Origin of the sequence: Salinicola lusitanus, from assembly GCF_003206045.1 — a bacterium.
Classification (GTDB): domain Bacteria; phylum Pseudomonadota; class Gammaproteobacteria; order Pseudomonadales; family Halomonadaceae; genus Salinicola; species Salinicola lusitanus.
In genome coordinates, this window is sequence record NZ_PZJM01000004.1 from 268,869 (window position 1) to 291,736 (window position 22,868).

20 protein-coding genes are annotated in these 22,868 nt (G+C 66.6%); 6 read left to right on the forward strand and 14 right to left on the reverse strand.

All coding sequences use genetic code 11. From position 1 onward, the window contains the following. The first annotated feature begins 25 nt into the window (after nucleotides 1-25). Both DOM45_RS08455 and DOM45_RS08460 read left to right on the forward strand, forming a co-directional pair. A complete protein-coding gene (locus tag DOM45_RS08455) occupies nucleotides 26-1,381 on the forward strand; it encodes a UDP-glucose dehydrogenase family protein (protein WP_110599456.1) in 1,356 nt (451 codons plus the stop codon). 49 nt (nucleotides 1,382-1,430) lie between these two features. Next, nucleotides 1,431-2,837: a mannose-1-phosphate guanylyltransferase/mannose-6-phosphate isomerase gene (locus DOM45_RS08460; protein ID WP_110599458.1), complete on the forward strand. Its 1,407-nt coding sequence runs from the start codon at nucleotides 1,431-1,433 to the stop codon at nucleotides 2,835-2,837. On the opposite strand, the gene DOM45_RS08465 is transcribed toward DOM45_RS08460, so the two are convergent. The 3 genes from DOM45_RS08465 to DOM45_RS08475 form a co-directional block, all read right to left on the reverse strand. Beyond that, nucleotides 2,838-4,223 carry a mechanosensitive ion channel family protein gene (locus DOM45_RS08465; RefSeq protein ID WP_110599459.1) on the reverse strand — a complete coding sequence of 462 codons (1,386 nt, stop codon included), beginning with the start codon at nucleotides 4,221-4,223 and terminating at the stop codon, nucleotides 2,838-2,840. A gap of 163 nt (nucleotides 4,224-4,386) precedes the next feature. Further along, complete coding sequence (locus DOM45_RS08470) at nucleotides 4,387-5,373, reverse strand: Bug family tripartite tricarboxylate transporter substrate binding protein (protein WP_110599461.1); 987 nt, start codon at nucleotides 5,371-5,373, stop codon at nucleotides 4,387-4,389. 163 nt (nucleotides 5,374-5,536) lie between these two features. Beyond that, nucleotides 5,537-6,484 (reverse strand): LysR family transcriptional regulator, encoded by a 948-nt coding sequence (locus DOM45_RS08475; RefSeq protein WP_110599463.1) that lies wholly within the window; start codon nucleotides 6,482-6,484, stop codon nucleotides 5,537-5,539. Nucleotides 6,485-6,670: 186 nt separating this feature from the next. Between DOM45_RS08475 and DOM45_RS08480 the strand changes: the two genes are divergently transcribed. Together DOM45_RS08480 and DOM45_RS08485 are read left to right on the forward strand one after the other, a co-directional pair. Then, nucleotides 6,671-7,888 carry a CaiB/BaiF CoA transferase family protein gene (locus DOM45_RS08480; protein ID WP_110600421.1) on the forward strand — a complete coding sequence of 406 codons (1,218 nt, stop codon included), beginning with the start codon at nucleotides 6,671-6,673 and terminating at the stop codon, nucleotides 7,886-7,888. Continuing rightward, the gene (locus DOM45_RS08485) at nucleotides 7,888-8,823 is read left to right on the forward strand and encodes a hydroxymethylglutaryl-CoA lyase (protein WP_110599465.1); all 936 of its coding nucleotides are present in this window, start codon (nucleotides 7,888-7,890) and stop codon (nucleotides 8,821-8,823) included. The genes DOM45_RS08480 and DOM45_RS08485 overlap by 1 nt, the downstream gene beginning before the upstream one ends. A gap of 6 nt (nucleotides 8,824-8,829) precedes the next feature. Here the strand turns inward: DOM45_RS08485 and guaD are convergent, their stop codons facing one another. The 4 genes from guaD to xdhA are packed head-to-tail and all read right to left on the reverse strand — an operon-like array spanning nucleotide 8,830 to nucleotide 15,041. Continuing rightward, entirely contained in the window at nucleotides 8,830-10,155 is a 1,326-nt protein-coding gene (gene guaD / locus DOM45_RS08490) for a guanine deaminase (RefSeq protein ID WP_110600422.1), read from the reverse strand. A 2-nt stretch (nucleotides 10,156-10,157) separates the two neighbouring features. After that, the gene (gene xdhC, locus DOM45_RS08495; protein WP_110599467.1) at nucleotides 10,158-11,114 is read right to left on the reverse strand and encodes a xanthine dehydrogenase accessory protein XdhC; all 957 of its coding nucleotides are present in this window, start codon (nucleotides 11,112-11,114) and stop codon (nucleotides 10,158-10,160) included. Beyond that, nucleotides 11,111-13,594, reverse strand: a complete 2,484-nt coding sequence (gene xdhB, locus DOM45_RS08500; RefSeq protein WP_110599469.1) for a xanthine dehydrogenase molybdopterin binding subunit — start codon at nucleotides 13,592-13,594, stop codon at nucleotides 11,111-11,113. Before xdhB ends, xdhC begins: the two co-directional genes overlap by 4 nt. Further along, nucleotides 13,578-15,041 (reverse strand): xanthine dehydrogenase small subunit, encoded by a 1,464-nt coding sequence (gene xdhA / locus DOM45_RS08505; protein WP_110599471.1) that lies wholly within the window; start codon nucleotides 15,039-15,041, stop codon nucleotides 13,578-13,580. Before xdhA ends, xdhB begins: the two co-directional genes overlap by 17 nt. A gap of 272 nt (nucleotides 15,042-15,313) precedes the next feature. Here xdhA and DOM45_RS08510 point away from each other — a divergent pair, with 272 nt between their 5' ends. Further along, entirely contained in the window at nucleotides 15,314-15,958 is a 645-nt protein-coding gene (locus tag DOM45_RS08510; protein ID WP_110599473.1) for a TetR family transcriptional regulator C-terminal domain-containing protein, read from the forward strand. 381 nt (nucleotides 15,959-16,339) lie between these two features. Here DOM45_RS08510 and modC read toward each other — a convergent pair whose 3' ends face one another. From modC to DOM45_RS08545, 7 genes are all read right to left on the reverse strand, one after another. After that, nucleotides 16,340-17,470 (reverse strand): molybdenum ABC transporter ATP-binding protein, encoded by a 1,131-nt coding sequence (gene modC / locus DOM45_RS08515; protein ID WP_110599475.1) that lies wholly within the window; start codon nucleotides 17,468-17,470, stop codon nucleotides 16,340-16,342. Continuing rightward, on the reverse strand, nucleotides 17,467-18,177 hold the full coding sequence (modB, locus tag DOM45_RS08520) for a molybdate ABC transporter permease subunit (protein WP_110599477.1): 711 nt from the start codon (nucleotides 18,175-18,177) through the stop codon (nucleotides 17,467-17,469). Before modB ends, modC begins: the two co-directional genes overlap by 4 nt. 7 nt (nucleotides 18,178-18,184) lie before the next feature. Then, a complete protein-coding gene (gene modA / locus DOM45_RS08525; protein WP_110599479.1) occupies nucleotides 18,185-18,976 on the reverse strand; it encodes a molybdate ABC transporter substrate-binding protein in 792 nt (263 codons plus the stop codon). Nucleotides 18,977-19,068: 92 nt separating this feature from the next. After that, complete coding sequence (locus DOM45_RS08530; RefSeq protein ID WP_110599481.1) at nucleotides 19,069-19,461, reverse strand: winged helix-turn-helix domain-containing protein; 393 nt, start codon at nucleotides 19,459-19,461, stop codon at nucleotides 19,069-19,071. 61 nt (nucleotides 19,462-19,522) lie between these two features. Then, nucleotides 19,523-20,902, reverse strand: a complete 1,380-nt coding sequence (locus tag DOM45_RS08535; protein WP_110599483.1) for a PepSY-associated TM helix domain-containing protein — start codon at nucleotides 20,900-20,902, stop codon at nucleotides 19,523-19,525. Between the two features lie 114 nt (nucleotides 20,903-21,016). Further along, nucleotides 21,017-21,415, reverse strand: a complete 399-nt coding sequence (locus DOM45_RS08540; protein WP_110599485.1) for a DUF2946 domain-containing protein — start codon at nucleotides 21,413-21,415, stop codon at nucleotides 21,017-21,019. A gap of 103 nt (nucleotides 21,416-21,518) precedes the next feature. Continuing rightward, nucleotides 21,519-22,223, reverse strand: coding sequence for a response regulator transcription factor (locus tag DOM45_RS08545; protein WP_240612333.1), 705 nt, complete (start codon nucleotides 22,221-22,223; stop codon nucleotides 21,519-21,521). Between the two features lie 159 nt (nucleotides 22,224-22,382). Between DOM45_RS08545 and DOM45_RS08550 the strand changes: the two genes are divergently transcribed. After that, nucleotides 22,383-22,856, forward strand: a complete 474-nt coding sequence (locus DOM45_RS08550) for a putative pterin-binding protein (RefSeq protein ID WP_240612334.1) — start codon at nucleotides 22,383-22,385, stop codon at nucleotides 22,854-22,856. Nucleotides 22,857-22,868 lie beyond the last annotated feature (12 nt).

The window sequence follows — 22,868 nt, forward strand, 5'->3', positions numbered from 1 at the left end:
TCATCCGATGGTTGAAGGGACAGCAATGCGAATCACGATTTTCGGTACCGGATATGTCGGCTTGGTCACCGGAGCCTGTCTGGCCGATGCGGGCCATGACGTCATGTGCATGGATATCGATGAACAGAAGGTCGCCCGGCTCAAGCAGGGCGAGATTCCGATCTACGAACCCGGGCTGGAAACGCTGGTCACCGAGAACGTCGGTCAGCAGCGGCTGCTGTTTACCACCGACGCCGCGGAAGCGGTGGCGTTCGGCACGCTGCAGTTCATCGCCGTGGGCACGCCGCCGGACGAGGATGGCAGTGCCGACCTGCAGTACGTGCTGGCGGTGGCCAAGACCATCGGCCAGCACATGGACGAGTACAAGGTCGTGGTCGACAAGTCCACGGTGCCGGTCGGTACTGCGGATCGGGTTCACGAGGCGATCAGTGGGACCCTGGGCGAGCGCGGCGTCGCGCTCGACTTCGATGTCTGCTCGAATCCGGAGTTTCTGAAGGAAGGGGCTGCCATCGAGGATTTCACTCACGGCGCACGTATTGTCGTGGGCACCGACTCGGAGCAAGTCAAAACGCTGATGCGCGAGTGCTACGCGCCCTATAACCGGCGCGTCGAGAAACTGATGTTCATGGACGTGCGCAGCGCGGAGCTGACCAAGTACGCCGCCAACGCGATGCTGGCGACCAAGATCAGTTTCATGAACGAGATCGCGAACCTCGCCGAGCGGTTGGGCGCGGATATCGAGCAGGTCCGCCGAGGGATCGGCAGCGATCCGCGAATCGGCTATCACTTCATCTACCCCGGTTGCGGTTATGGCGGCTCCTGCTTTCCGAAGGACGTGCAGGCGCTGGCGCGGACCGCCAGCCAGATCGGCTACGATCCGCAGCTGCTCAATGCCGTCGAGGCGGTCAACGACCGCCAGAAGTCGACCCTGTTCGACAAGCTCGGCCAGGCGTTCGATGGCCAACTGGATGGCAAGACGGTGGCGGTCTGGGGGCTGGCGTTCAAGCCCAATACCGATGACATGCGCGCAGCCCCGAGTCGCCACCTGATGGAAGCGCTCTGGGCCGCTGGCGCCAAGGTTCGGGCCTACGATCCGGAAGCCATGGAGGAGTGTCGACGCATTTACGGCGAGCGCGCCGATCTGACACTGGTTGGGGGGCGCGACGAAGCGCTGCAGGAAGCGGATGCGCTGGTGATCTGTACTGAATGGAAATCCTTCCGGACGGTGGATTTTGGTCATCTTCAGCGCACGCTGCGGACCCCGGTCATCGTGGATGGCCGCAACCTGTTTGAGCCCGAGCAGGTGCGGGCCGCCGGCCTGCTCTATTTTGCGGTGGGTCGCGGTGATTCGCTGCGTATCAGCGGCCGTCCGGCGCACTGAGCGTCTGACCATGCCCAACCCGACAAGCGAGCGCGAAGGAGAGGCCGGAATGCTCATACCCGTGGTATTGGCTGGCGGTGCCGGCACGCGTCTGTGGCCGATGTCCCGCGCGAGTCACCCCAAACAGTTTCTGCCCATTACCGGGCGTCGCAGCATGCTGGTAGAGACACTGGCGCGGTTCGATTCGCTGTCGCCGGCGGCGCCGATCGTCGTCTGCCAGGATGCGCATCGTTTTCTGGTGGCCGAGCAGTTGCGCGAGGCGGGTGTGACCGGCGATATCCTGCTCGAGCCGGCGCTGCGCAACACCGCACCGGCGATTGCCCTGGCGGCGTTACAGGCCATTGGCCGGGATGACAATGCGCTGATGCTGGTATTGCCGGCCGATCACGCGGTGGCCGACCCGCAGGCGCTGATCGCGGCGATCGCGCCTGCGCGGGCGGCGGCGGAGCAGGGCCGGCTGGTGACGTTTGGCGTGTCCCCGACGCGGGCGGAAACCGGCTACGGCTATATCGAGGCCGCTGACACCCCGAGCGCCGATAGCGCGGTGCCGATCCGGCGCTTCGTCGAGAAACCGGATGCAGAGACCGCGCACTCCTACCTCGCTAGCGGCCGCTATCTCTGGAACAGCGGCATGTTCCTGATGCGGGCGGATCGCTACCTGCAAGCCCTCGAGCGTCAGCGGCCGGCCATGCTCGCGGCCGTGAAGTCGGCCTGGGACGCGCGCCAGGTCGATCTCGATTTCCTCAGGGTGGGCGTGGACGCCTTCAGCGCCTGCGAGGCCGAGTCGATCGATTATGCCGTGATGGAGAACGCCCCGGATGCCAGCGTGGTGACACTGGATGCCGGTTGGTCGGATGTCGGCTCCTGGCAGTCGCTGTGGGAAATCTCCGCCAAGGACGAGGATGACAACGCGCTGCGTGGGGATGTGATCGTCGACGGCGTGAGCGGGAGCCTGATCCACAGCGAAAGCCGACTGGTGGCGGCGATCGGCGTCAGGGACCTGATGATCGTCGAGACGCCGGATGCGGTGATGGTGGCGCATCGCGACGCCTCGCAGGCGGTCAAGCGCGTTGCCGAGACGCTCAAGCGCCAGAATCGTACCGAGTGGGATCAGCATCGCCGGGTCCACCGTCCCTGGGGCAGCTACGACGGCGTCCATGCCGCCGAGCGATACCAGGTCAAGCAGATCAGCGTGCGGCCGGGTGGCCGGCTGTCGCTCCAGAAGCATTTCCATCGCGCCGAGCACTGGATCGTGGTGCGCGGTACGGCGCGGGTGACGCGGGGCGAGGAGACCTTCCTGCTGGAGGAGAACCAGTCGACCTACATCCCGCTGGGGGTGCTCCATCGTCTCGAGAACCCCGGCAAGATCGCGCTGGAGCTGATTGAAGTCCAGAGCGGCAGCTACCTCGGCGAGGACGACATCGAGCGCTTCGACGACGTCTACCGCCGGGAGTGATCACTGGGCGGGCCCGATCCTGCTGCCCCGGTTGTCGGCCCCCGCGACTCTCGTCGTCGCCGGGTCCGGCGGCGTACTGCCGCCATCGCGCTGGGGAACGTCCAGACGCAGGGTCGGCAGATACTCGGGGTAGTTTGCGCAGATGAAGTCGATCAGGCCTTCCCGGATCTCGCAGCGTAGATCGAAGGTATTGGGGCCGCCGCTGCTGCTGATCAGCACACGCAGCTGCTTGTTGCGCTCGGTCATCTCCAGCATCTGCACCTTGCAGACGCGCCCGGTCCAGAATGGCGAGGCCTCGGCAATTCGCTGACACTCGGCCCGCAGCGGCTCCATCGGCAGGTGGTAGTCGACGTAGAGAATGACGACACCGATCAGATCCTTGTCGCGGCGGGTCCAGTTCTCGAAGGGGTGGTCGACGAAATAGGTGATCGGCAACACGACCCGGCGCCAGTCCCAGGTCCTCACCACCGCGTAGGTGAGCGTCAACTCTTCTACCCAGCCCCACTCGCCCTCGACGATGACCGAGTCGTTCAGCTGGATCGGCTGGGTGAGGGCGATCTGGATGCCGGCGATCAGGTTGCCCAGTACCTTCTGCGCCGAGAAACCCAGCACCACACCCAGGATCCCGGCGGAGGCGAGGATACTGGCGCCAAGCTGGCGGACTTTCTCGAACACCATCAGCATCGAGGCGAGCGCCAGAATGACGATGATGAAATTGATCAGTTTTCGCAGCACGGTGATCTGCGTGTGCACCTTGCGCGCGACCGCATCCTCGTCATCGAACTTGTAGCGCTCGCTCAATGCCCGCTCGCTGATGTTGATCCCGTGAATCAGCACCCCGGCGATGCTGCCGATCAGTATCAGGCTGGTCAGGTCGTGCAGCGCCGCGTCGAGGCGGGCCGAGGTGATGAAAACCGGGAACAGCGAAAACAGCACGAAGATCGGGATCAGCGCGGCCAGGCAGCGCGCCATGAACGGCACCAGGAAACGTTCCAGTATCGAGGTCCGCGAATCCCCCCAGCGATCCATGGTGGCGACCAGCCGCCGGCATAGCCGAATCAACAGCCAGACGCCAAGCAAGGCGGCACAGAAGTGCGCCACCGTCATGATCAGCGCGTGGCCCTCGACGGCGTTCGGAACCAGGAAGTGGGCCGCGCCGAAGAGTCCGTAGACCCAGAGTACGCCCACCAGCGGCGGATGGACGGCCTTGACGGTGGTACCGAGCAGGGAGTGGCGGCTATCGCCGAGTCGTCGCAGCCGGAAGTGCACATACTTGAGCAGGGCATGGGCGGCGATGGTGACGACGACGATGATCGCCGCCGTGAGCCAGAATGGCAGCGCATCGAGCCACGCCGCCACCGTCGTATCGATGACTGATGCCTTCATGGAGGAGCCTGTTGTTGCTGTTGTCGACTTCCTCCAGCTTAGGCGCTCTGGCTACAACTTTCGTCGGGTGGGACAATTTTCTCCGGCAGGGCCGTCGTTGGCTCGGCGACACGGCGAGCGGCGCTCCCGCGGTGGCGCCCGCCAGCGCCGAATGTCCGGCAGGTTACCGGGAGAGCCCGATCTGGCGCGAGATATCGTCGATCTGGGCGATCTGATCGTTGACGAACGTCGTGAAGGCTTCGCCATGCATCTCGAACGGCATCAGCCCGTTCTGCGTCATGACGCTTTTCCACTCATCGCTGCTGTAAAGCGTGTCGATGGTATCGACCCACCAGTCGTAAGCGTCGTCGGAAACCTCTGCCGGCATGTAGAAACCACGCCAGTTGGGGGCGATGGTATCGATTCCCTGCTCACGCGCCGTTGGCCACTCCTGCAGCTTGCCGGGCAGGCGCTCCTCGGAGAGGATCGCCAGAGGCCGCAGGTCACCGGACTCGATGAAGCTGATCACTTCCGAGATGTCGCCGGTGAAGGCATCGACGTGGCCTCCCAGGGTCTGGGTTACCGCCTCGCCGCCGCCGTTGTAACCGAGGTAGGGGATGCGCGCCAGATCGTCGACGCCCGCGGCATCGGCCGCCATCAGCAGCTTGAGGTGATCCCAGCCGCCGGTCGCGGTGCCGCCGGTGAAGGTCAGCGCCCTGGGATTCTCCTTCAGCGCTTGCATGACGTCGGAGAGCGATTGGTACGGCGAATCGGCGGCGACGGCGATGACCCCGTAGTCCGCGCCCAGCGTCCCGATCCAGTTGACCATGCTGGCGTCCATCCCGGGAAACTGGCCGCGAGCCAGGCCGGTCGTGGTCACGGTGCTGGCGGCGACGATCAGGTTCTCCTGGCCGGCCCGTTTCTGGACCACGTGGGAGAAACCGACACCGCCACTGGCGCCTGGCATGTTGATGGTCTGGACGTTGCCATCGACCAGGTCGAGATCGCTGAGCACTCGCCCCACGGAGCGGCAGGTGAAGTCCCAGCCGCCACCGGGATTGGCGGGAGCGATGCAGTCCACCTTTCCGCTCTGCTCGAAAGCCTGGGAGGCACTGGCGACGCTCCAGAGCAGACCGCCCACGATGAGCGTCTTGAGTTGAGGCTTGATCATTGGCGCGTTCCTCTTCGTCTTGTTATCGATTGGCATGGGAGACCTGCCTGCTGTGCCTTGTAACCGGGAGGGGACGACAGCAGACGGTAGAGGACTGTAGCGAGGGGCGCCGACGGGAAAAATTGGTTTCTGGGCAAGCAAGGCTTCGTGCTTTTCGAAGGGTTTACACCTTCGTCGCAGCGACCGCGCCGGCTCGGGTCTCGCTGGCCTCGAGCTCTCGGGTCCCCGCGCCGACCAGATGGTCGACCATCTGGCGGGCGATCAGCGGCAGTGCGTCCAGGTCGCGGACGCCGATGACCAGCTCGCGCTCCGCCCACTCGTCGATCAGCGGGACCGTCGCCAGGGATAGGCTCTCCCGATAGGCGGCGACGGCCCGGGCGGGCAGGATGCCGATTCCCATGCCCCGGTCGATCATGCGGCAGATGCCCTCGAAGCTGCGCACCTGGATGCGCATCCGCAGTGGCCGGGACAGTCGCTGGGAATCCTGGTGCAGCAGGGCGTGGAGCGACGAGTCCTGCTCCAGCCCGATGAAGTCGTGATCCAGGGTCTCGGCGAACGCCAGCCGCTGCCGGTTCGCCAGTGGATGGTCCCGGGCGGTGACCAGCACCAGTCGGTCCCGGCGGTAGGGCTGGATCGAGAGGCCGTCGGCGGGGATGTGCGCGGAGAAGATGCCGATGTCGGTGAGGCCGTCGCGGACGGCCGTGATGATCTCGTGACTCAGGCGTTCCTGCATGTCGATGCGAATCTGCGGATAGCGCCAGGTGAAGTCGCTCAGGTCGTCGGGCAGGAACTCGATCACCGCGGAGGTGTTGGCGTGCAGCCGCACATGCCCGCGGATTCCCACGCTGTACTCGCTGAGATCGGCGTTGAGGTGGTCGAGGCTGTCCAGCATGTGGCGGGCATGGTGGAGCAGCGCATGGCCGGCGGGGGTCAGCTCGACGCCGCGCGGGCGCCGATAGAGCAGGGTGGTCGAGAGCTGGGTCTCGAGATCGCTGATGCGCTTGCTCACCGCCGCCAGGGCCAGGTGCTCCCGTTCGGCGGCGCGGGTCAGGCTTCGCAGGTCGGCGATGGCGACGAACAGCTTGAGTGTGATGAAGTCGAGCCGCTTCATGGTGAGGGTGCCCGTTTGGCGACGAAGTTGCGGCCACTCTAGCGTTCGCGATGGACGAAGCCTAGCTTGACGATCGCCTAATTGTGGCAGCCCGAGGGCTGGGTCACTCTGCCGCTATCGAAAAACGATCATGGCGGCAGCGGTTCGAGCGAGGCGGTGCCGATGTACGTGACGGAGGAGAGCGATATGGCGGCCAGCGACGACGCGCAGGCGCTAGCGGGACTCAAGGTGGTGGAGCTGGGTCAACTGATCGCGGGGCCCTTCGCCAGCAAGCTGCTCGGCGAATTCGGCGCGGACGTGATCAAGATCGAACCGCCGGGCACGGGTGATCCGTTGCGCAAGTGGCGCGTGCTGAAGGACGACACCTCGCTGTGGTGGCACGTGCAGACCCGCAACAAGCGATCGCTGGCGCTGGATCTGCGCTCGGCAGAGGGGCAGGAGATCGTGCGTCGGCTGGTCGACGAGGCGGACATCGTGATCGAGAACTTTCGCCCCGGCACGCTGGAGAAGTGGGGGCTGGGCTGGGAAACGCTGAGCGAACGCAACCCCGGCCTGATCATGGTGCGTATCTCCGGCTATGGGCAGACCGGCCCCTATCGCGATCGTCCAGGGTTCGGCGTCATCGGCGAGGCGATGGGCGGGCTGCGCTATCTCTCGGGGCATCCCGACCAGCCCTCGGTGCGGGTCGGCATCAGCATCGGCGATTCGCTGTCGGCGCTCTACGGCATCATCGGTGCCCTGCTGGCCTTGCAGGAGCGCCATCGCAGTGGCCGGGGGCAGTACATCGATGTGGCGCTCTACGAGTCGGTCTTCGCGATGATGGAGAGCCTGATTCCCGAGTACGACGGTGCCGAGGTGATCCGCGAACCCAGCGGCAGCGCCCTGCCGGGGATCACGCCCTCCAATGCCTACCCCTGCGCGTCGGGCGATGGCGATAGCGACGAGTACGTGCTGATCGCCGGTAACGGCGACAGCATCTTCAAGCGCCTAATGACGGCGATCGGTCGCCAGGACCTTGCCGATGACCCGCGCTTCGCCCACAACGATGGCCGCAGTCGACACGCCGAGCTGATCGATGGGGCCATCGCCGACTGGACCCGACGCCACCGTCGCGACTACGTGCTCGACGTGCTGGAGAGCGCTCACGTACCGGTGGGTTATCCGTACACCGCCAGGGATATCGTCAGCGATCCGCACTATCTGGCCCGGGAGATGATCGAGACCATTCGGCTGGGCGATGGCGAGTCGCTCAAGGTACCTGGCGTGTTACCCAAGCTGAGCCGGACGCCTGGCCGTATCCAGGGCGGCGGCCCGGCACTTGGCCAGCACACTCGGGACGTGCTCGACGAGCTCGGCATCGACCGCGAGACCCAGGCGAAGATGCGCGAACGAGGAGTGATCTGATGACGACGCCTACACAGTCCATCACCGTCAACGACGTGGCACCGCGTGACGGTCTCCAGATCGAATCGCGGTTCGTCCCCACGGAGGAGAAGATTCGGTTGATCGACGCGCTCTCCCGTACCGGGCTGGCGAAGATCGAGGCGACCTCGTTCACCTCGCCCAAGGCGATTCCCAATCTGCGCGATGCCGAGGAGGTGATGCGCGGTATCGAGCGGGTGCCGGGGGTCGACTACGTGGTCCTGGTTCCCAACGAGAAGGGGGCCGAGCGCGCGCTCGCCTGCGGGGTCGACGAAATCAATCTGGTGCTGTCCGCCAGCGACAGCCACGGCCGAGCCAACCTTCGCATGACCGCGGAACAGTCGCTGGAGCGCTTTGCCAAGATTCTGGAGATCACCAAGGGAAGCGACGTCTTCGTCAACGCCTCGATCTCGACGGCATTCGGCTGCCCGTTCGAGGGCGAGGTGCCGTTCAAGCGGGTGCTGTCGATCACCGAGAAGCTGCTGGCGCTGGGCGTCCAGGGGATCACCCTCTGCGACACCACCGGGATGGCCAATCCGCGCCAGGTCGCCGATCTGAGCCGCGAGACGTTGAGCCGTTGGCCGTGGCTGCCGGTGACGCTCCACGTCCACAACACCCGCGGGATGGGGCTGGCCAACGCCCTGGTCGCTTGGCAGAGCGGGATCACGCGCTTCGATGCCGCGCTGGGCGGCCTGGGCGGCTGTCCCTACGCGCCGGGGGCCACCGGCAATGTCTGCACCGAGGACCTGGTCCACATGTTCGAGCAGATGGGCGTGGAGACCGGCGTCGACCTCGACCGCCTGATCGCCGCCGCCGAATTGCTGCCGGCGATGATCGGCCACGACGTGCCGGGTCAGGTGGTCAAGGCCGGCACCTCGGATCGCCGCTACCCGCTGCCGGAGACGGCCAACGGCTGAGCGTCGTCAGGCCGCTGCCGCGTCGCGCTGGTGGGCCAGGCGGCCATTGGCCCAGGTCGCCGCTACCGTGCGGTCGTCGCCCAGCATCATCAGTGCGAACAGGCGTTCGGACAGGGTCGTGGTCTGGGATAGCCGGCGCGCCATCAGCGGGGTGGACTCGGGGTCGAGAACGGCGATATCCGCCTCGAACCCCGGCTGCAGGCTGCCGATCTTGTCATCGAGGTGCAGCGCCCGGGCGTTGCCCAGCGTGAGCCGGTAGAACCCCTGCCAACCGGTCAGCGGCTGGCCCAGCAGCGCCCCTACCTGATACGCCCCCTGCAGCGTGCCGAGGCCGGACAGCGAGGTGCCGCCGCCGACATCGCTGGCCAGCGAGGTAGCCAGCCCGGCGTCGCGGCAGGCCAGGCGGTCCATCAGCCCACTGCCGAGGAACAGGTTCGAGGTCGGGCAGAAGGCGATGTTGGCGCCACCCTGCGCCAGCCGTCGGCGCTGCTCCGCGTCGAGATGAATGCCATGGGCGAAGGTGCTGCGCGGGCCGACGAGTCCATGACGCTCGTAGACATCGAGATAGTCACGACTTTCCGGGAACAGCTCGGCGACCCAGGCGATCTCGCCGCGATTCTCCGACAGGTGGGTCTGCAGGTAGAGATCGGGGGCATTGCGCAGCACGCCACCCACGGCGTCGAGCTGCTCGCGGGTCGAGGTCGGGGCGAAGCGTGGGGTCAGGGTGTAGTCGAGACGGTCGCGCCCATGCCAGTCGGCGATCAGCCGCTCGCTGTCGCGAACGCCGCCGAGGGTGTCGTCGGTCAAGGCGTCCGGCGCATGGCGATCCATCAGCACCTTGCCGGCGATCATGCGCAGCTGGCGACGCTGGGCCGCCGCGAAGAAGCTGTCCACCGAGACCGGATGGGAGGAGCAGAACACCTGCGCGGTGGTGGTGCCGACCCGCAGCATCTCGTCGAGGAACCGTTCGGCCCCCGCCTGGGCGTGCCCGGCGTCGGCGAACCGGCATTCGGCGGGAAAGGTGTAGTCGTTGAGCCAATCGAGCAGCTCGCGGCCATAGGACGCCATGATGTCGAGCTGAACGTAGTGAACGTGGCTGTCGATGAAGCCGGGCATCATCAGCTTGTCGCGGTAGTCGACGATCTCGATCCCGGCCGGTAGCCGATCGGCGAGACCCTCGAAAGGTTCGACGGCGTGAATGTGGCCGTCGACGATCCAGATCGCGCCGTCCTCGAGATAGCGGGTGGTGCCGGTCAAGGGCACGGCATCCTCGCCGGGATCGTCGAGGCAGGTGAACAGCGGGCCGCGAAGCAGACGTTGATGATTTGTCATGGTCATTCTCTGGCGGAATCTCTTGAATGGGCGGTGTCGATCGGCTCGGCGCCTGCAAAGGCGGAACGAAGTCGCTCCGGCGCCGCGCCTCGTTGTGCCGGTGCGCCTTCCGGCGGGCGTTGGCCGGCCAGCAGTTCGGCGGCAACGCTGATCGCGATCTCGCGAGGGCGCTTACTGGCGGTGGAGACCAGGCCGATGGGACAGCGAATCCGCGCCAGGGTGGCGTCATCGAATCCGGCGGCGGCCAGGCGCGAGCGGAAGCTGGCCCACTTGCTGTTCGAGCCGATCATGCCGATGGAGCGCAACGCCCCATCGCCCGAGTTCGTTCGGGATAACAGGGCGGCGACAAGATCCCGGTCCTGGGCGTGGTCGTGGGTCATCACCAGCACGTGAGCATTCGGGGGGATGGCCGCCACGGCCCGTGCCACGCCTTCGGCATCCGCCGCCAGCGTCAGGGGCCGGATTCGGTCGGGGTAGCGGTCGTGAGAGGGCCGGGGCGGGAACGCCCCCGCGCGGCTGTCGTACCAGTCGATGCGCCAGGGCAGTGGCGCGAGCAGTTCGACCAGGGCCTGGCCGACGTGACCGGCGCCGAACAGCGTCAGGTGGCTTTCGGCGCCGGCGAAGACCTCGATCAGGACGTGCACGAACCCGCCACAGCACTGCCCGGAGCGGCCGCCCAGCGCAAACGCCTCGAGATGGGTGCCCGCCGCCACGGGGGTTGCCGCCAGATGCCGCCGGGCGGTCTCGATCACCTGCTGCTCGAAGTGGCCGCCACCCAGCGTATCGATGACCGCCGTCGAGGTGACCACCAGCTTGGCGCCGGGCTCCCGAGGGGTCGAGCCGGCAGCACCGACGACGCTGGCGAGCACGTGAGGGACGCCGCGCTCCTGCAGGCGATGCAGCGCGGCGTGCCAGCTTTCGTGGTGGTCCCCAGCTTCGCGAGCCTCGTCGTCGCTCATCGTGGGTCCCCGGCGTTCGCCTGCGCGGCGCGTAGCGCCTCGGCCGCCATCAGTACCCGCTCCGGCGTGGCAGGGGTATCCAGCGACGGACTGGCGCGGTAGCCGGTCAGGCTCGAGAGTGCATCGCGCAGCGCCGACCAGACCGAGATGCCGAGCATGAATGGCGGTTCGCCCACGGCCTTGGAGCGATAGATGCTGGCCTGGGAGTTGGGATGGCCCTCGAGCAGTTCGACATTGAAGATGGGTGGCAGGTCGCCGAAGGTCGGGATCTTGTAGGTGGCGGGGCCGTCGGTCAGCAGCCGGCCGTCGTCGTTCCACTTCAGCTCCTCGCTGGTCAGCCAGCCCATGCCCTGAATGAAACCGCCCTCGACCTGACCCAGATCGATGGCCGGATTGAGCGAGTCGCCGACATCGTGGAGGATATCGACGCGCTCGACCCGATACTCCCCGCTCAGGGTGTCGATGCGGACCTCGCTGACCGCGGCGCCGTAGGCGAAGTAGTAGAACGGTCGGCCCTGGCCGGTGTCGCGATCGTAGTGGATCAGGGGCGTGGCGTAGAACCCGGTCGCCGATAGCGAGATGCGACCGAGATAGGCCGCCTGGACCAGGTCCCCCCACGCCACCCGCTGATGCACGTCGCCGACGCCGGAGACCAGTTCGCCGTCGACGAGACGCAGCCCCTCGCGGTCCAGGCGATAGTGCTCGGCGGCGAAGTCGAGCAGACGCTGGCGGATCTGTGCGGCGGCGTCACGGGCGGCCATGCCGTTGAGATCGGCACCGCTGGAGGCTGCGGTGGGCGACGTGTTGGGGACCTTGTCGGTGCGGGTGGCGCTGATGCGTACCGAGTCGAAATCGAGCCCCAGTTCGCGGGCGACCACCTGGCAGATCTTGGTGTGCAGACCCTGGCCCATCTCGGTGCCGCCATGATTGATCATCACGCTGCCGTCGGTGTAGACGTGGAGCAGGGCGCCCGCCTGGTTGAGGTGCTTGGCGGTGAAGGAGATGCCGAACTTGACCGGTGTCAGCGCCATGCCGCGCTTGATCACGGCACTTTCGCGGTTGAACGCGGTGATCTCGTCGCGGCGCTGCCAGTAGTCGCTGCTGCGTTCCAGCCGCTCGATGATCTCCACCATCAGCGGATGCTGGTCGACCTGCTGGCCGTAGTGGGTGGTGTCGCGACCGCTGCGATAGAGATTGCGCTTGCGCACGGTCAACGGGTCCTGGCCGACATGGCGGGCGATGTCGTCCATCGCCAGTTCGGCGATCATCATTCCCTGGGGGCCACCGAAACCGCGAAACGCCGTGTTCGAGGCGGTATGAGTACGCGCCCGATGGCCGGTCACGCGCGCGGCCCCCAGCGAGTAAGCGTTATCGGCGTGGAACATGGCGCGGTCGACCACCGCTTCGGAGAGATCCGGCGAGTGACCACAGTCGCCGATCAGGGTGATGTCGCCGCCGAGGATGACGCCGTCATCGTCGAAACCCAGCCGGTAGCGATTGTGGAACGGATGGCGCTTGCCGGTAGCGCGGGTATCGTCGCCACGGGGCAGGCGCAGGCGAACGGCGCGGCCGGTTCGCCTCGCCAGCAATGCTGCGACGCATGCCCAGGGCGCGGCCTGGGTCTCCTTGCCGCCGAAACCGCCACCCATGCGGCGATTCTCCACCGTCACCGCATGGAACGGGATATCCAGCACCTCGGCGACCAGCTTCTGGGTCTCGCTGGGGTGCTGGTTGGAGGTATGGACGATGACGCCCTCATCCTCGCTGGGTACGACCAGGCAGGCCTGACCCTCGAGGTAGAAGTGTTCCTGGCCGCCGACGAACTGCGCGGCCTCGAGCACGTGGGGGGCGTGCTCGAGCGCCTGCTCCCAATCCCCGCTGACCTGCCGGTGGGTGGGGCGTACGAATTCGCCGGCCTCGGCGGCGGCGACCGGGTCGAAGCGGGGCGGCAGCGGCTCGATCTCCACTACTGCTGCCTTTACCGCGCGGCGCGCCTCGAGATAGCTGGTGGCGGCCACGGCGAACAGCGGCTGGCCGACATAGCTGACTTCCTCGTCGGCAAACATGGGGTCGCCCGGGAACACCGGCCCGATATCGCGATGCCCGGGAATGTGCTGCGTCGTGATCACGTCGACCACGCCGGGCATCGCCCGCACCGCATCGAGGTCGAGGCGGACCACCCGGCCATGGGCCACCTCGCTCAATCCCACCATGGCGTGCAGCGTATCGCCGGGTGCCGGCAGGTCGTCGATATAGCGGGCGCGTCCGGTGACATGCTTGATGGCGCTCTCGTGAGCCTGGGCGTGACGGGCAGTGTCCCGGGTCGGCCGTGGGCTGACGGTGTCGCGGGCAACCGGCTCGTCGCCTTCGAGCCGGCCGATCTCGGCGCCTTTCCCCCGGTCGGCCTCGGCCAGGGCTTCCGGCACGGCTTCGGAAGCGACGCGCGCCGATCGGTATCGTTTTTCAGTCAGCGTACGCATCGAGTGTCACCTCCTGGGTCGGTTCTTCCAGGTCCGCATGGGCGAGTGTCAGTCGCCAGCGCTCGAGCAGGTTGGCCGCGGCGGTGGCGCGGTAGTCGCGGGAGCCACGGGCGTCGCTCATTGGCGTGAGCGACTGGTGGAGTGCCCGCCTGGCGGCACCGAAGCTCTCCTCGTCGGGGGCCTTGCCCTCCAGCGCGGCCTCCACGGCGGTGACTCTCAGCGGGATCGCCGCCATCCCACCGTAGGCGACGCGCACGTCCCGCAGCGTGCCGTCCTGCAGTCGCCAACGGAAAGCGCCCAGCAGCGTCGAGATGTCGTCCTCACGCCGCTTGGAGAGCTTCCAGACGCGCTGTTCGTGGCCGTCGCCCGGCCTGGGGAGGAAGATGGCGGCGATACACTCGCCGGGAGCGAGAGCGGTCTGCTTGTAGTCGAGGAAGAACGACTCTAGCGGGATCTCCCGAATCCCGTGCGGCCCGGCGAGACGCAGGGTCGCGTCCAGCGTCAGCAGCACGGGCGGCGTATCGCCGATGGGGGAAGCGTTGGCGATATTGCCGCCGACGGTGGCCCGATTGCGGATCTGCTCCGAACCCAGCCGGGTCAGGAGATGCGCGAAAGCGGGGTAATGGGTTTTCAGCAGCGGCTCCCACTCGCGGTAGGTGACCGCCGCACCCACCCACCAGCCGTCCGCGACTTCCTCGATCCGGCGGAGCTCCTCGACCTGGCGCAGATCGATCACGGCGTCGAACCGCGCGAGCCGCTGGGTGATCTCGAGCCAGAGGTCGGTGGCGCCGGCGACCAGCCTGGCCTCGGGATGGCGCTGCATGGTGGCGATGAGCTCGGCGAGCGTGGTCGGCGTGAGATAGCCAGTCTGGTCCTCGCCGGCCACGGTCGGGGAGAGATCGCGAACCACCTGCTCGAAGGCGGGGTCCTCCGCCCAGGGGGGGCGAGTGTCGGTGCGTTCACCCATGCTACGGGCGGCGTCGCGTATCGGACGGTAGCCCGTGCAGCGGCACAGATTGCCGCCGAGTACCGCTTCCAGGCGGTGGTCGTCCAGTTCTTGCCGGGGGAGCGCTCGCTGCTGTTCGTGTAGCGCAAACAGCGACATCACGATGCCGGGGGTGCAGAACCCGCATTGACTGCCGTGGCATGCCACCATCGATGCCTGGGCCGGGTGCAGCGCATCGCCCCGAGCCAGACCCTCGACGGTCACCAGGTGGGCGCCCTGCAACTGATGAGCCGGGGTGATGCAGGCATTCAAGGTGTGATAGGCCATCGCCCCGTCGTCGTCGGGGCGGGCGATGGCGACAGTGCACGCGCCGCAATCTCCGGAGGCGCAACCCTCCTTGGTGCCGTGCTGCGCGAGAGGACCCCGCAACAGCTCGAGTATGCTGGTGTCGGGCGCGGCGGCCAGCCGCCGATGCTGGCCGTTGAGGAAGAATTCGATCATGGGGAGCCTGCCGTTGTCATTGTGCGGGCTGCCGTCTCCCGGCAACCTTGCAGGATAAATCCTGACCGATCGGTCAGCTTCGTATAGCCTCTTCGATTCCGGCCGTGATGGCAAGTGCTCTCTACCGGTGCCGAAACGGGTTCACCGGCAGACAACCCTCATGATTCAGCATAGCATCGGCATCGGAAGCCACTGATAGGCGCGCCAGGGGCGTGGCAGCCTGGCACCGTAGCGGGCGCTTTCAGTCTGATTGATGGGTAAAAGGAGTTCAGGTGGATAATCACGATCTTCCCGAAGCCACGGCCCGGGAACGTAACGAACAGCGGATTTTCGAGGCGGCGGAGAGCGTCTTCGCCCGACACGGCTATCGGGGCGCCAGCATCCAGGCAATCGCCGCGGCTGCCGGGATCCCCAAGTCCAACGTCCTCTACTATGTCGGCAGCAAGCGCCGCCTCTATATCACCCTGCTCGAGCGTACGATGTGGCGCTGGAATGCGATGCTGAGCGATATCAGCGTCGATGACGATCCGGCGGAGGTGCTGGAGGCGTTCATTCGCAGCAAGATGAGGCTGAGCCAGACCCATCCCAGAAGCTCGCGGCTTTTCGCCAACGAGATACTGCAGGGGGCACCATTTCTGAAGGAGTCGCTGTTCGGTGAGATGCGAAAGTGGGTGGAAGTCCGCGCCGAGGTCTTCCGCCACTGGGCGGAGCGCGGATTGATGGACCCGGTGGATCCCGTCTGGCTGATCTTTCTGATCTGGTCGGCGACCCAGCACTACGCCGACTTCGAGACCCAGATCGTGGGGATCACACATCGTGAAGCGCTCGACGAACGAGACTTTCAGTCGGCCGGCGATTTCCTCTGCCAGGTGATCATCAAGGGGTGTGGTGTCCGAAGGCGTGATGACGCGATTTAGGCCGATGAGGAACCGGGCTGGAAAGCGACACGTCGTCGAAGCGGGAGGGGCTGGGGGGAGATCGGCTGACCGTTTCGGCGTGCGACACGAGGACGGAAGCGAGTCCTTTCGCACTCAACTTCCTGTCGAGTCTCAACCTTGAGGGCCGGCAACGTCCTGTTGCTCTGCGGTCGATCCCTGGATGCTGTCCCTATCGCGTTCCGTGCATCTTCGCATCGTCCTTGAAGGGGCTTCCTTGCGGCAGCGGCATCCTGCCATGGGCAGTGTATATGAGACTCGATCGCCAAGGCGACGGGAAAATCGCTAAAAAGCGTTAAGCTACAAAGCGATACGCTTGGGCTGGGGGTTGCCGTGGCCTGCTCTCAAGTGATTGTTTCGCCGCTAGAATCGAGAGTCGAACGCGACGCTTCGAATCAGTGCGACCATCGGCTTGCCGACCACCAGTTGCATTTCGTCACAGGCCTGCCGGGTAAGTCGGGCGCGCAGCTGTTGGCGCCCAATCGTCAGGCGCACTTCATTGGCGCTGGGTTCCTGGGTCGAGGGTTCGATCGCATCGATCACCACCGCGAGCCCGTTGCGATAGCTGGTGCCCTCGGGCATGGCATGGGCGAGGGCAACGTCGCGCACGCCCACGCGCAGACGTACCGGCGTTCCCGGTGGGTGTTCGAGCGCCGGGATGCGAAGCGTCTGTCCGTCGTCGAGGACGACCCGGGTCAAGGCGTAGGCGGGGTCGTGGTCGACCACCCGAGCACCCAGTCGCGTGGCGGCATCGAATCCACCCAGTCGCTCGGTGAGGTCGAGTCGCATCATCAGTGCGTCCAGCTGGCCGTGTGCCGTCAGCCGTCCCTGCTCGATCAGGGCGAGATGATCGGCGATCGCGGCGATCTCCGCCGTGTCGTGGCTGACGTACAGCACCGGCAGGTCGATCTCCCGGGTCAGGCGGACGAGATAGTGCAGCAGTTCCCGCTTGCGCTCTCCATCGAGTCCGGTCAACGGTTCGTCCAGCAGCAGCAGGCGAGGTTGGGTCAGCAGCGCGCGGCCGATGGCGACCCGGCGCGCCTCTCCTCCCGAGAGGGTGCCGGGCAGGCGCTCGAGAAGATGGCCGATCCCCAGCAGTGCCACCAGGTCGTCGAATTGGGGACGCGCTGCCCTCGGCATGCCGTAGGTGAGGTTGCCGCGAACCCGGTAGTGGGGGAACAGCCGCGCTTCCTGAAAGACGACACCCAGATGGCGCTTGTGAGGCGGTACCTGGGTACGGCTGGCGACCTCGGTCAACAGCCGCTCGCCAAGCCGGACATGGCCGGCATCGGGACGATCGAGGCCGGCGACGAGTCGCAGCAGGCTGGTCTTGCCACTACCGGACTCGCCGAACAGCGCGGTCACGCCCCGGCCCGGCACCGTCAGTGCCACATCCAGGTCGAAGCTGCCCAGGCGCTTGCGCAGCCGACACTCCAGCGCACCGTCGGCGGCGGGAGGTGCGCCCGGGGTCGAGGGATGAATGTCTCCGCTCATCGGTCGCGCTCCTCCAGGCGCTTTCTGGCGCGCCGTGCCAGCCACTCGGAGGCCATCAGCGACAGCATGGCGATGACGATCGACAGCACGCAGAGCCTGGCGGCGGCGGCTTCCCTGCCGGGCGTCTGGATCAGGGTATAGAGCGCCAGCGGGAGGGTGCGGGTCTCGCCCGGGATGTTGGACGCGAAGGTGATGGTGGCGCCGAATTCCGACAGCGCGCGGGCGAATGCCAGGACCGTGCCGGTCAGCAGGCCCGGCACCGCCAGGGGCAGGGTGATCGTGAACATGACGCGCCAGCGGTTGGCGCCGAGGGTGCCCGCGGCCGCCTCCAGCTTGGGGTCGACGGCCTCCAGCGAGAGCCTGACGGCGCGGACCAGCAGCGGGAATGCCATCACGCCGCCAGCAATGGCCGCGCCTTGCCAGGTGAACGGCAGCGACAGGCCGAAGCCCTGATAGAGCCACTGCCCCAGCCAGCCATGGCGTCCCAGCGACAGCAGCAGCAGGTAGCCCACCACCACGGGAGGGAGCACCAGCGGCAGGTGGAGCAGGCCGTCGAGCAGGGACTTGCCGCGAAAGTCGTGACGGGCGAGCAGCCACGCCACGGCGACGCCGGGAACCAGAATCCACCCCACGGCACTGCCGGCGATCTTCAGGCTGAGAGTGATCGCCTGCCACTCGGCGTCGGAGAGCGCTATCGCCTCGAACATCCGCGCCTCAGTCGGATTCGACCGGCGTGAAGCCGAAGCGAGCGAAAATCGCCAGGGCGTCGTCGCCCGTCAGCCAGCGCCGGAACGCCTCGGTGGCCTCGTCCGGCGTCGGGTTGACCACGGCGAGCGGGTAGGTGATCGGGTCGTGGCTGTCGTCGGGGAACACGCCGATCTGCTTGACCCGATCGCTCGCCTCGGCGTCGGTCTGGTAGACGATGCCGAGCGGTGCCTCGTTGCGCTCCACCAGCGCCATGGCGGCGCGGACGTTGTCGCCACTGGCCAGCCGCGACTGCAGCGCGTCCCATTCGCCGATCGACTGCAGCGCCTGCCTGGCGTAGATGCCGGCCGGTACGTGGCTGGTCTCGCCGACCGACAGGCGCTGATCGTCGCCCAGCCGGGAGACGATCGTGGTTCCGTCGCCCGGGGTGAAAGCGGCAACGTCGCTGGTCGTCGGCGCGATCAGTACCAGTCGGTTCCTGAGCAGGTCGGTACGTGCCTCGACCGAGAGATCCTGGGTTTCCAGCCAGTCCATCCACTGCTCGTTGGCGGAGAGATAGATGTCGGCGGGAGCGCCGCTGGCGATCTGGCGCGCCAGTGTCGATGAGGAGGCGTAGACCGGGACGATATCGACATCGTGGTCGGCTTCGTAGGCCTGGATCGCCGCATTCATCGCATCGGTCACCGAGGCGGCGGCATAGACCCGGACCGGGTCGGACGCGCCGTCGGCATGAGCGACGGCCGGCACGCAGAGCGCCAGCGCCAGCAGGACAGACGGAATTCGTCGGGCCGGGAGATTCACGGGCTTCTCGCTATGTATGAATGGAAATAACGGGAAGTCACTATAGCTGCCGGTAACGCGGTGGTCGAGAGGGAATCGGGCGGAGCCGTGGATCAGTCGGCGTCGGCCGCCGCTTCGGCATCGGGGGTGCCAGTCGACGCGAGACGGTTCAGCAGCGTCTTTCCATGGGGGCTGTCAACGAGATCGGCCATCAGCCGGCGATAGTCGTCGACCAGGGCGCGCCCCTCTACCGTCAGGGTGGCACCGCCACGCCGAGTACCGCCGGTGACGGTGTCGATCACCGGGGCGGCGAGATGTCGGTTCATGGTGTCGAGAAGTTGCCACGCCTTCTTGTAGCTCAGGCCCATCTCGCGACAGGCCGCGGCGATCGAGCCGTGCCGCTCGATCGCCTCCAGCAGCTCGATCTTGCCCGGTCCGACAACGATCTCCCGGTCGGCAACCAGGCGAAGCTGAAAGCGTGGCGAGGGGTGGTGGGTTCGGGTCATGGCGGCATCGTGGCGGTGGCGAGCCCCTGTTGTAACACAGGCGCTCGCCACGGGCCCAGGATCAGGCCGTCTGTGCCAGCTGCTGGCGGACCCCAACCCGCCAGCGCAGGTAGTCCACGGCGACGAACAGCAGCAGGCTGGCGCCCATCACCGGCAGGGCGTAGCCGAAGGCGGCCGCAACGAGGAGGGCGACCAGTCGCGAGCGCCCGTCCATGAGCCGGAAAATGGCGGTCAAGGTCTGCGGTTCCCGGGAAGCGGCGGCCCGCCGCCGCCACCACATCGCGTAGCCCCAGCAGATCAGGGTGGCGAGGCACGAGGCGAACGCGATCAGCGCCAACTGGTTGGGCAGTCCAAACAGCACGCCCATGTGCAGGTCGATGCCCCAGCGGGTGAGCTTGGCCGCCAGCGGGAAGGTGGTGAAATCGGTGCGGTCGAGTACCGCAAAGCTGTGCGGGTCCAGCGCCACCTGGTCGACCTCGGTGGGCCACTCGCGACCGATCTCGCGCACCTTCCAGGCACGATCCGGCGCCGATGGCGGTTGCAGCTCGATCTTGCCCGCCAGCAGGCCGGCGTGACGGGCTGCCGCCAGCGCTCGGTCGAAGTCGGCACCGGTCACCGGCGCCGCTCCCATATCCATCCCCCCCGCGCCGTGGTGGTGCTCGGCGTGGGGATCGGCGGCCGCGGTCTCCTGTCCCTGGAGCGCCGTGGAGACACTCGGCGTGCCCCAGCCCCAGGCGTGGCGCAGTTCGGCGATATTGCCGCCGGCCCACTTCGACCAGGTGAGACCGGTCGCCGAGAAGAATACCAGGCCGACCAGCGCTACCGCTCCAAGGGTGGCGTGACGCTGGCGCAGGCGCTGCGGTCCCGCCGCCTGCCGGCGGATCCGACGGCGGCGCCACCACAGGAAGCCGCCGCCCAGCGCGGCGATCCAGAGCCAGGAGGCGGCCAGTTCGCTGTAGAGGCGGCCGGGTTCGCCCAGCAGCAGGCTGCGGTGGAGCTGATCGATGGTGGTGCGCAGCGGGAGCACGCCACTGGTGCCGTAGACCGGCAGGTCGCCGCGTACCGCCAGCGTCACCGGGTCGATGAACAGCGCGCGGTGCTGGAACTCCGCCACGCTGGGGTCGTCGAACATCACTCGCGTGGTCTGGCCCGGCGCCGGCGCCGGGCGCACCGCGACGGGGGCCGCGCTGATCCCCGCGGCGCTCCGGGCGGCGGCGATCTGGCGTGCCAGCGGCTGTGCTTCGCCCTCGCTCTGGGTGGTCAAGGCGTCATGGTAGAGCCAGCTCTCCAACTGGGGCGTCAGCGCATAGGCAATCCCCGATAGTGCGGCGACGAGCAGGAAAGGCCCGACGAACAGGCCGACGTAGAAGTGAAGACGAGTGATCAGTGCAACCCACAAGGGGCGCTGGCGGCGATCGGCCGCCGATGAAACGGTGTCCATGGGGGAACTCCAGGCCTGGACTGGATGGCAGCGCCCGACGACGGTCGTCGGACGAGCGTGACATGACCCCGATGCGCATCGGGTCACGATGGGCACGCGGAGCGGGGAACAGGTTCAGGCCAGGGGCGGTGCACGAGAGGCGTAGCGGGGATAGACCGGCGTCGGCGACGGCGGGGCGATGACCTCCAGCGGATGTACGGCCGACGGTGGCGGCGTTACCGGCGGTGTGACACGCGGCGGCGCGATGCCGGGTGCGTGGAGAAACAGCTCGCAGTAACCGCAGGCGGCCAGGTGCCAGTGGTCGTCTGCGCTCATGCCCCGAGTGGACGATGGCATCCGATGATCGTCGACGGCCGCCGCGTGATGGGACGTGGCCATCGTCATGCCGCCGTGGGCCGGCATCTCCATCAGGCGCTGCATCTGGCTGATCAACGGGCCCGTGAACGCCATCAGCATGGCGAACAGCGCGAGCGCGGTCAGCGGGCGGTAGCAGCGATGCCAGAAATGCGTCATATCTCGTCCAGGACGCCGTCGTCAGAGGGGGACTCTACGCGCTGGCGGTCTGGCCGCCAATCTTGACCGCCCGGGTGTGTAATTATGCCGCACCCGGCGCGAGTCAGGGATGGACGAGCTGGACGTCGAGGCGATAACCGTGCTGGTAAATGCTCTGCAACTTGACGCCGTGGCGGCCGTCCAGTGCCAGCTTGCGCCGCAGTCGGCTGACATGGGTGTCTACCGTGCGGGTAGCGATGTCGCCTTTATGGCCCCATACGACTTCCAGCAGGTGGGCTCGTGAGAGCAGTTCGCCAGCGTGAGCGAACAACAGGCTGACCAAACGATATTCTCTTTCCGTCAGCGGGATCCATTCCCCGGCCAGCGACACCTGGCGCTGGCTGGCGTGGAGCTCGTAATCGCCGAGTCGATGGCGTTCACGGGGCTGGGGAGAATTGACGCGTCGCGCCAGCGCGTTGACCCTGGCGACCAGTTCCCGTGGGCGCAGCGGTTTGCCGAGGAAGTCATCCGCGCCCAGCGCCAGCGCCTTGACCACGGTCTCCTCCTCCTGGTTGGCCGTCACGAACAGGATCGGGCCCTGCCAGCCATCGTGCTGTCGAAGCTGCGCCAGCACGTCCATGCCGCTGGCATCCGGCAGATACCAGTCGAGGATCATCATGTCGAAATGATGCTGCTTCAGTCCTCGGCGGAATTCGCTGGCGCGGGAAAACATCCGTGGCCGGTGGCCCGCGCCGTCGAGGCAGATTTCAATGAAAGCCTGCTGATCCGGATCGTCCTCCAGCACGCCGATGTGCATGGATGTCGTCATGAAGTTCCTCGACCGTCGAATGGTGATTCGCCGCTTGGACCAGTCTGCCTCAGTGTCACAAAGGTTCACAGTCTGGATCGAGAAACTCGAAATATAATCGACGAAAGTTCCGGGGGATCGGCTTAAATGGGCGCACTGACACGGTCAATCGGCGGTTTGTTGATTTATGGCATAACGCTGTCGATGCCGGCCTGGGGGCTGGAGCAGCCGAGTGGTCCGATCCTGCTGACGGTCTCCGGCAATATCGGCAAGACCAATGTCGGCGATACCGCCCAATTCGATCGCGCGATGCTCGAGTCACTGACGGGGGGCCGCACGCAGACTCACACGCCGTGGCACGACGGCCTGATGACCTTCGAAGGCCCGTTGGGCCGTGCCGTGCTGCAGGCGGTCGACGCCCGAGGTGACGCGCTGCGAGTCGTGGCCCTCAACGATTATGCGGCGACGATACCCGTTGGTGACTGGCAGCGCTATGACGTGCTGCTGGCGCTGACGGCCAATGGGGAACCGCTGCGCGTCAGGGACTATGGGCCGATATTCGTGATCTATCCCTTCGACGACCACCCTGAGCTGAAAAACGAGGACATCGTCACCCGCTCCGTCTGGCAGGTGACGCGGATAGAGGTCCAATGAGGTCTCGAGTCC

Bases quoted from the DNA above. Each gene is read 5' to 3' on its own strand.
- DOM45_RS08465 (WP_110599459.1), bottom strand. From the start codon at position 4,223: ATGAAGGCATCAGTCATCGATACGACGGTGGCGGCGTGGCTCGATGCG.
- DOM45_RS08545 (WP_240612333.1), bottom strand. From the start codon at position 22,223: ATGACGACATCCATGCACATCGGCGTGCTGGAGGACGATCCGGATCAG.
- xdhA (WP_110599471.1), bottom strand. From the start codon at position 15,041: ATGATCGAATTCTTCCTCAACGGCCAGCATCGGCGGCTGGCCGCCGCG.
- xdhC (WP_110599467.1), bottom strand. From the start codon at position 11,114: ATGAGCGACGACGAGGCTCGCGAAGCTGGGGACCACCACGAAAGCTGG.
- DOM45_RS08480 (WP_110600421.1), top strand. From the start codon at position 6,671: ATGGCGGCCAGCGACGACGCGCAGGCGCTAGCGGGACTCAAGGTGGTG.
- modC (WP_110599475.1), bottom strand. From the start codon at position 17,470: ATGAGCGGAGACATTCATCCCTCGACCCCGGGCGCACCTCCCGCCGCC.
- DOM45_RS08535 (WP_110599483.1), bottom strand. From the start codon at position 20,902: ATGGACACCGTTTCATCGGCGGCCGATCGCCGCCAGCGCCCCTTGTGG.
- DOM45_RS08485 (WP_110599465.1), top strand. From the start codon at position 7,888: ATGACGACGCCTACACAGTCCATCACCGTCAACGACGTGGCACCGCGT.
- DOM45_RS08530 (WP_110599481.1), bottom strand. From the start codon at position 19,461: ATGACCCGAACCCACCACCCCTCGCCACGCTTTCAGCTTCGCCTGGTT.
- DOM45_RS08540 (WP_110599485.1), bottom strand. From the start codon at position 21,415: ATGACGCATTTCTGGCATCGCTGCTACCGCCCGCTGACCGCGCTCGCG.
- modB (WP_110599477.1), bottom strand. From the start codon at position 18,177: ATGTTCGAGGCGATAGCGCTCTCCGACGCCGAGTGGCAGGCGATCACT.
- xdhB (WP_110599469.1), bottom strand. From the start codon at position 13,594: ATGCGTACGCTGACTGAAAAACGATACCGATCGGCGCGCGTCGCTTCC.
- guaD (WP_110600422.1), bottom strand. From the start codon at position 10,155: ATGACAAATCATCAACGTCTGCTTCGCGGCCCGCTGTTCACCTGCCTC.
- DOM45_RS08455 (WP_110599456.1), top strand. From the start codon at position 26: ATGCGAATCACGATTTTCGGTACCGGATATGTCGGCTTGGTCACCGGA.
- DOM45_RS08475 (WP_110599463.1), bottom strand. From the start codon at position 6,484: ATGAAGCGGCTCGACTTCATCACACTCAAGCTGTTCGTCGCCATCGCC.
- DOM45_RS08460 (WP_110599458.1), top strand. From the start codon at position 1,431: ATGCTCATACCCGTGGTATTGGCTGGCGGTGCCGGCACGCGTCTGTGG.
- DOM45_RS08470 (WP_110599461.1), bottom strand. From the start codon at position 5,373: ATGATCAAGCCTCAACTCAAGACGCTCATCGTGGGCGGTCTGCTCTGG.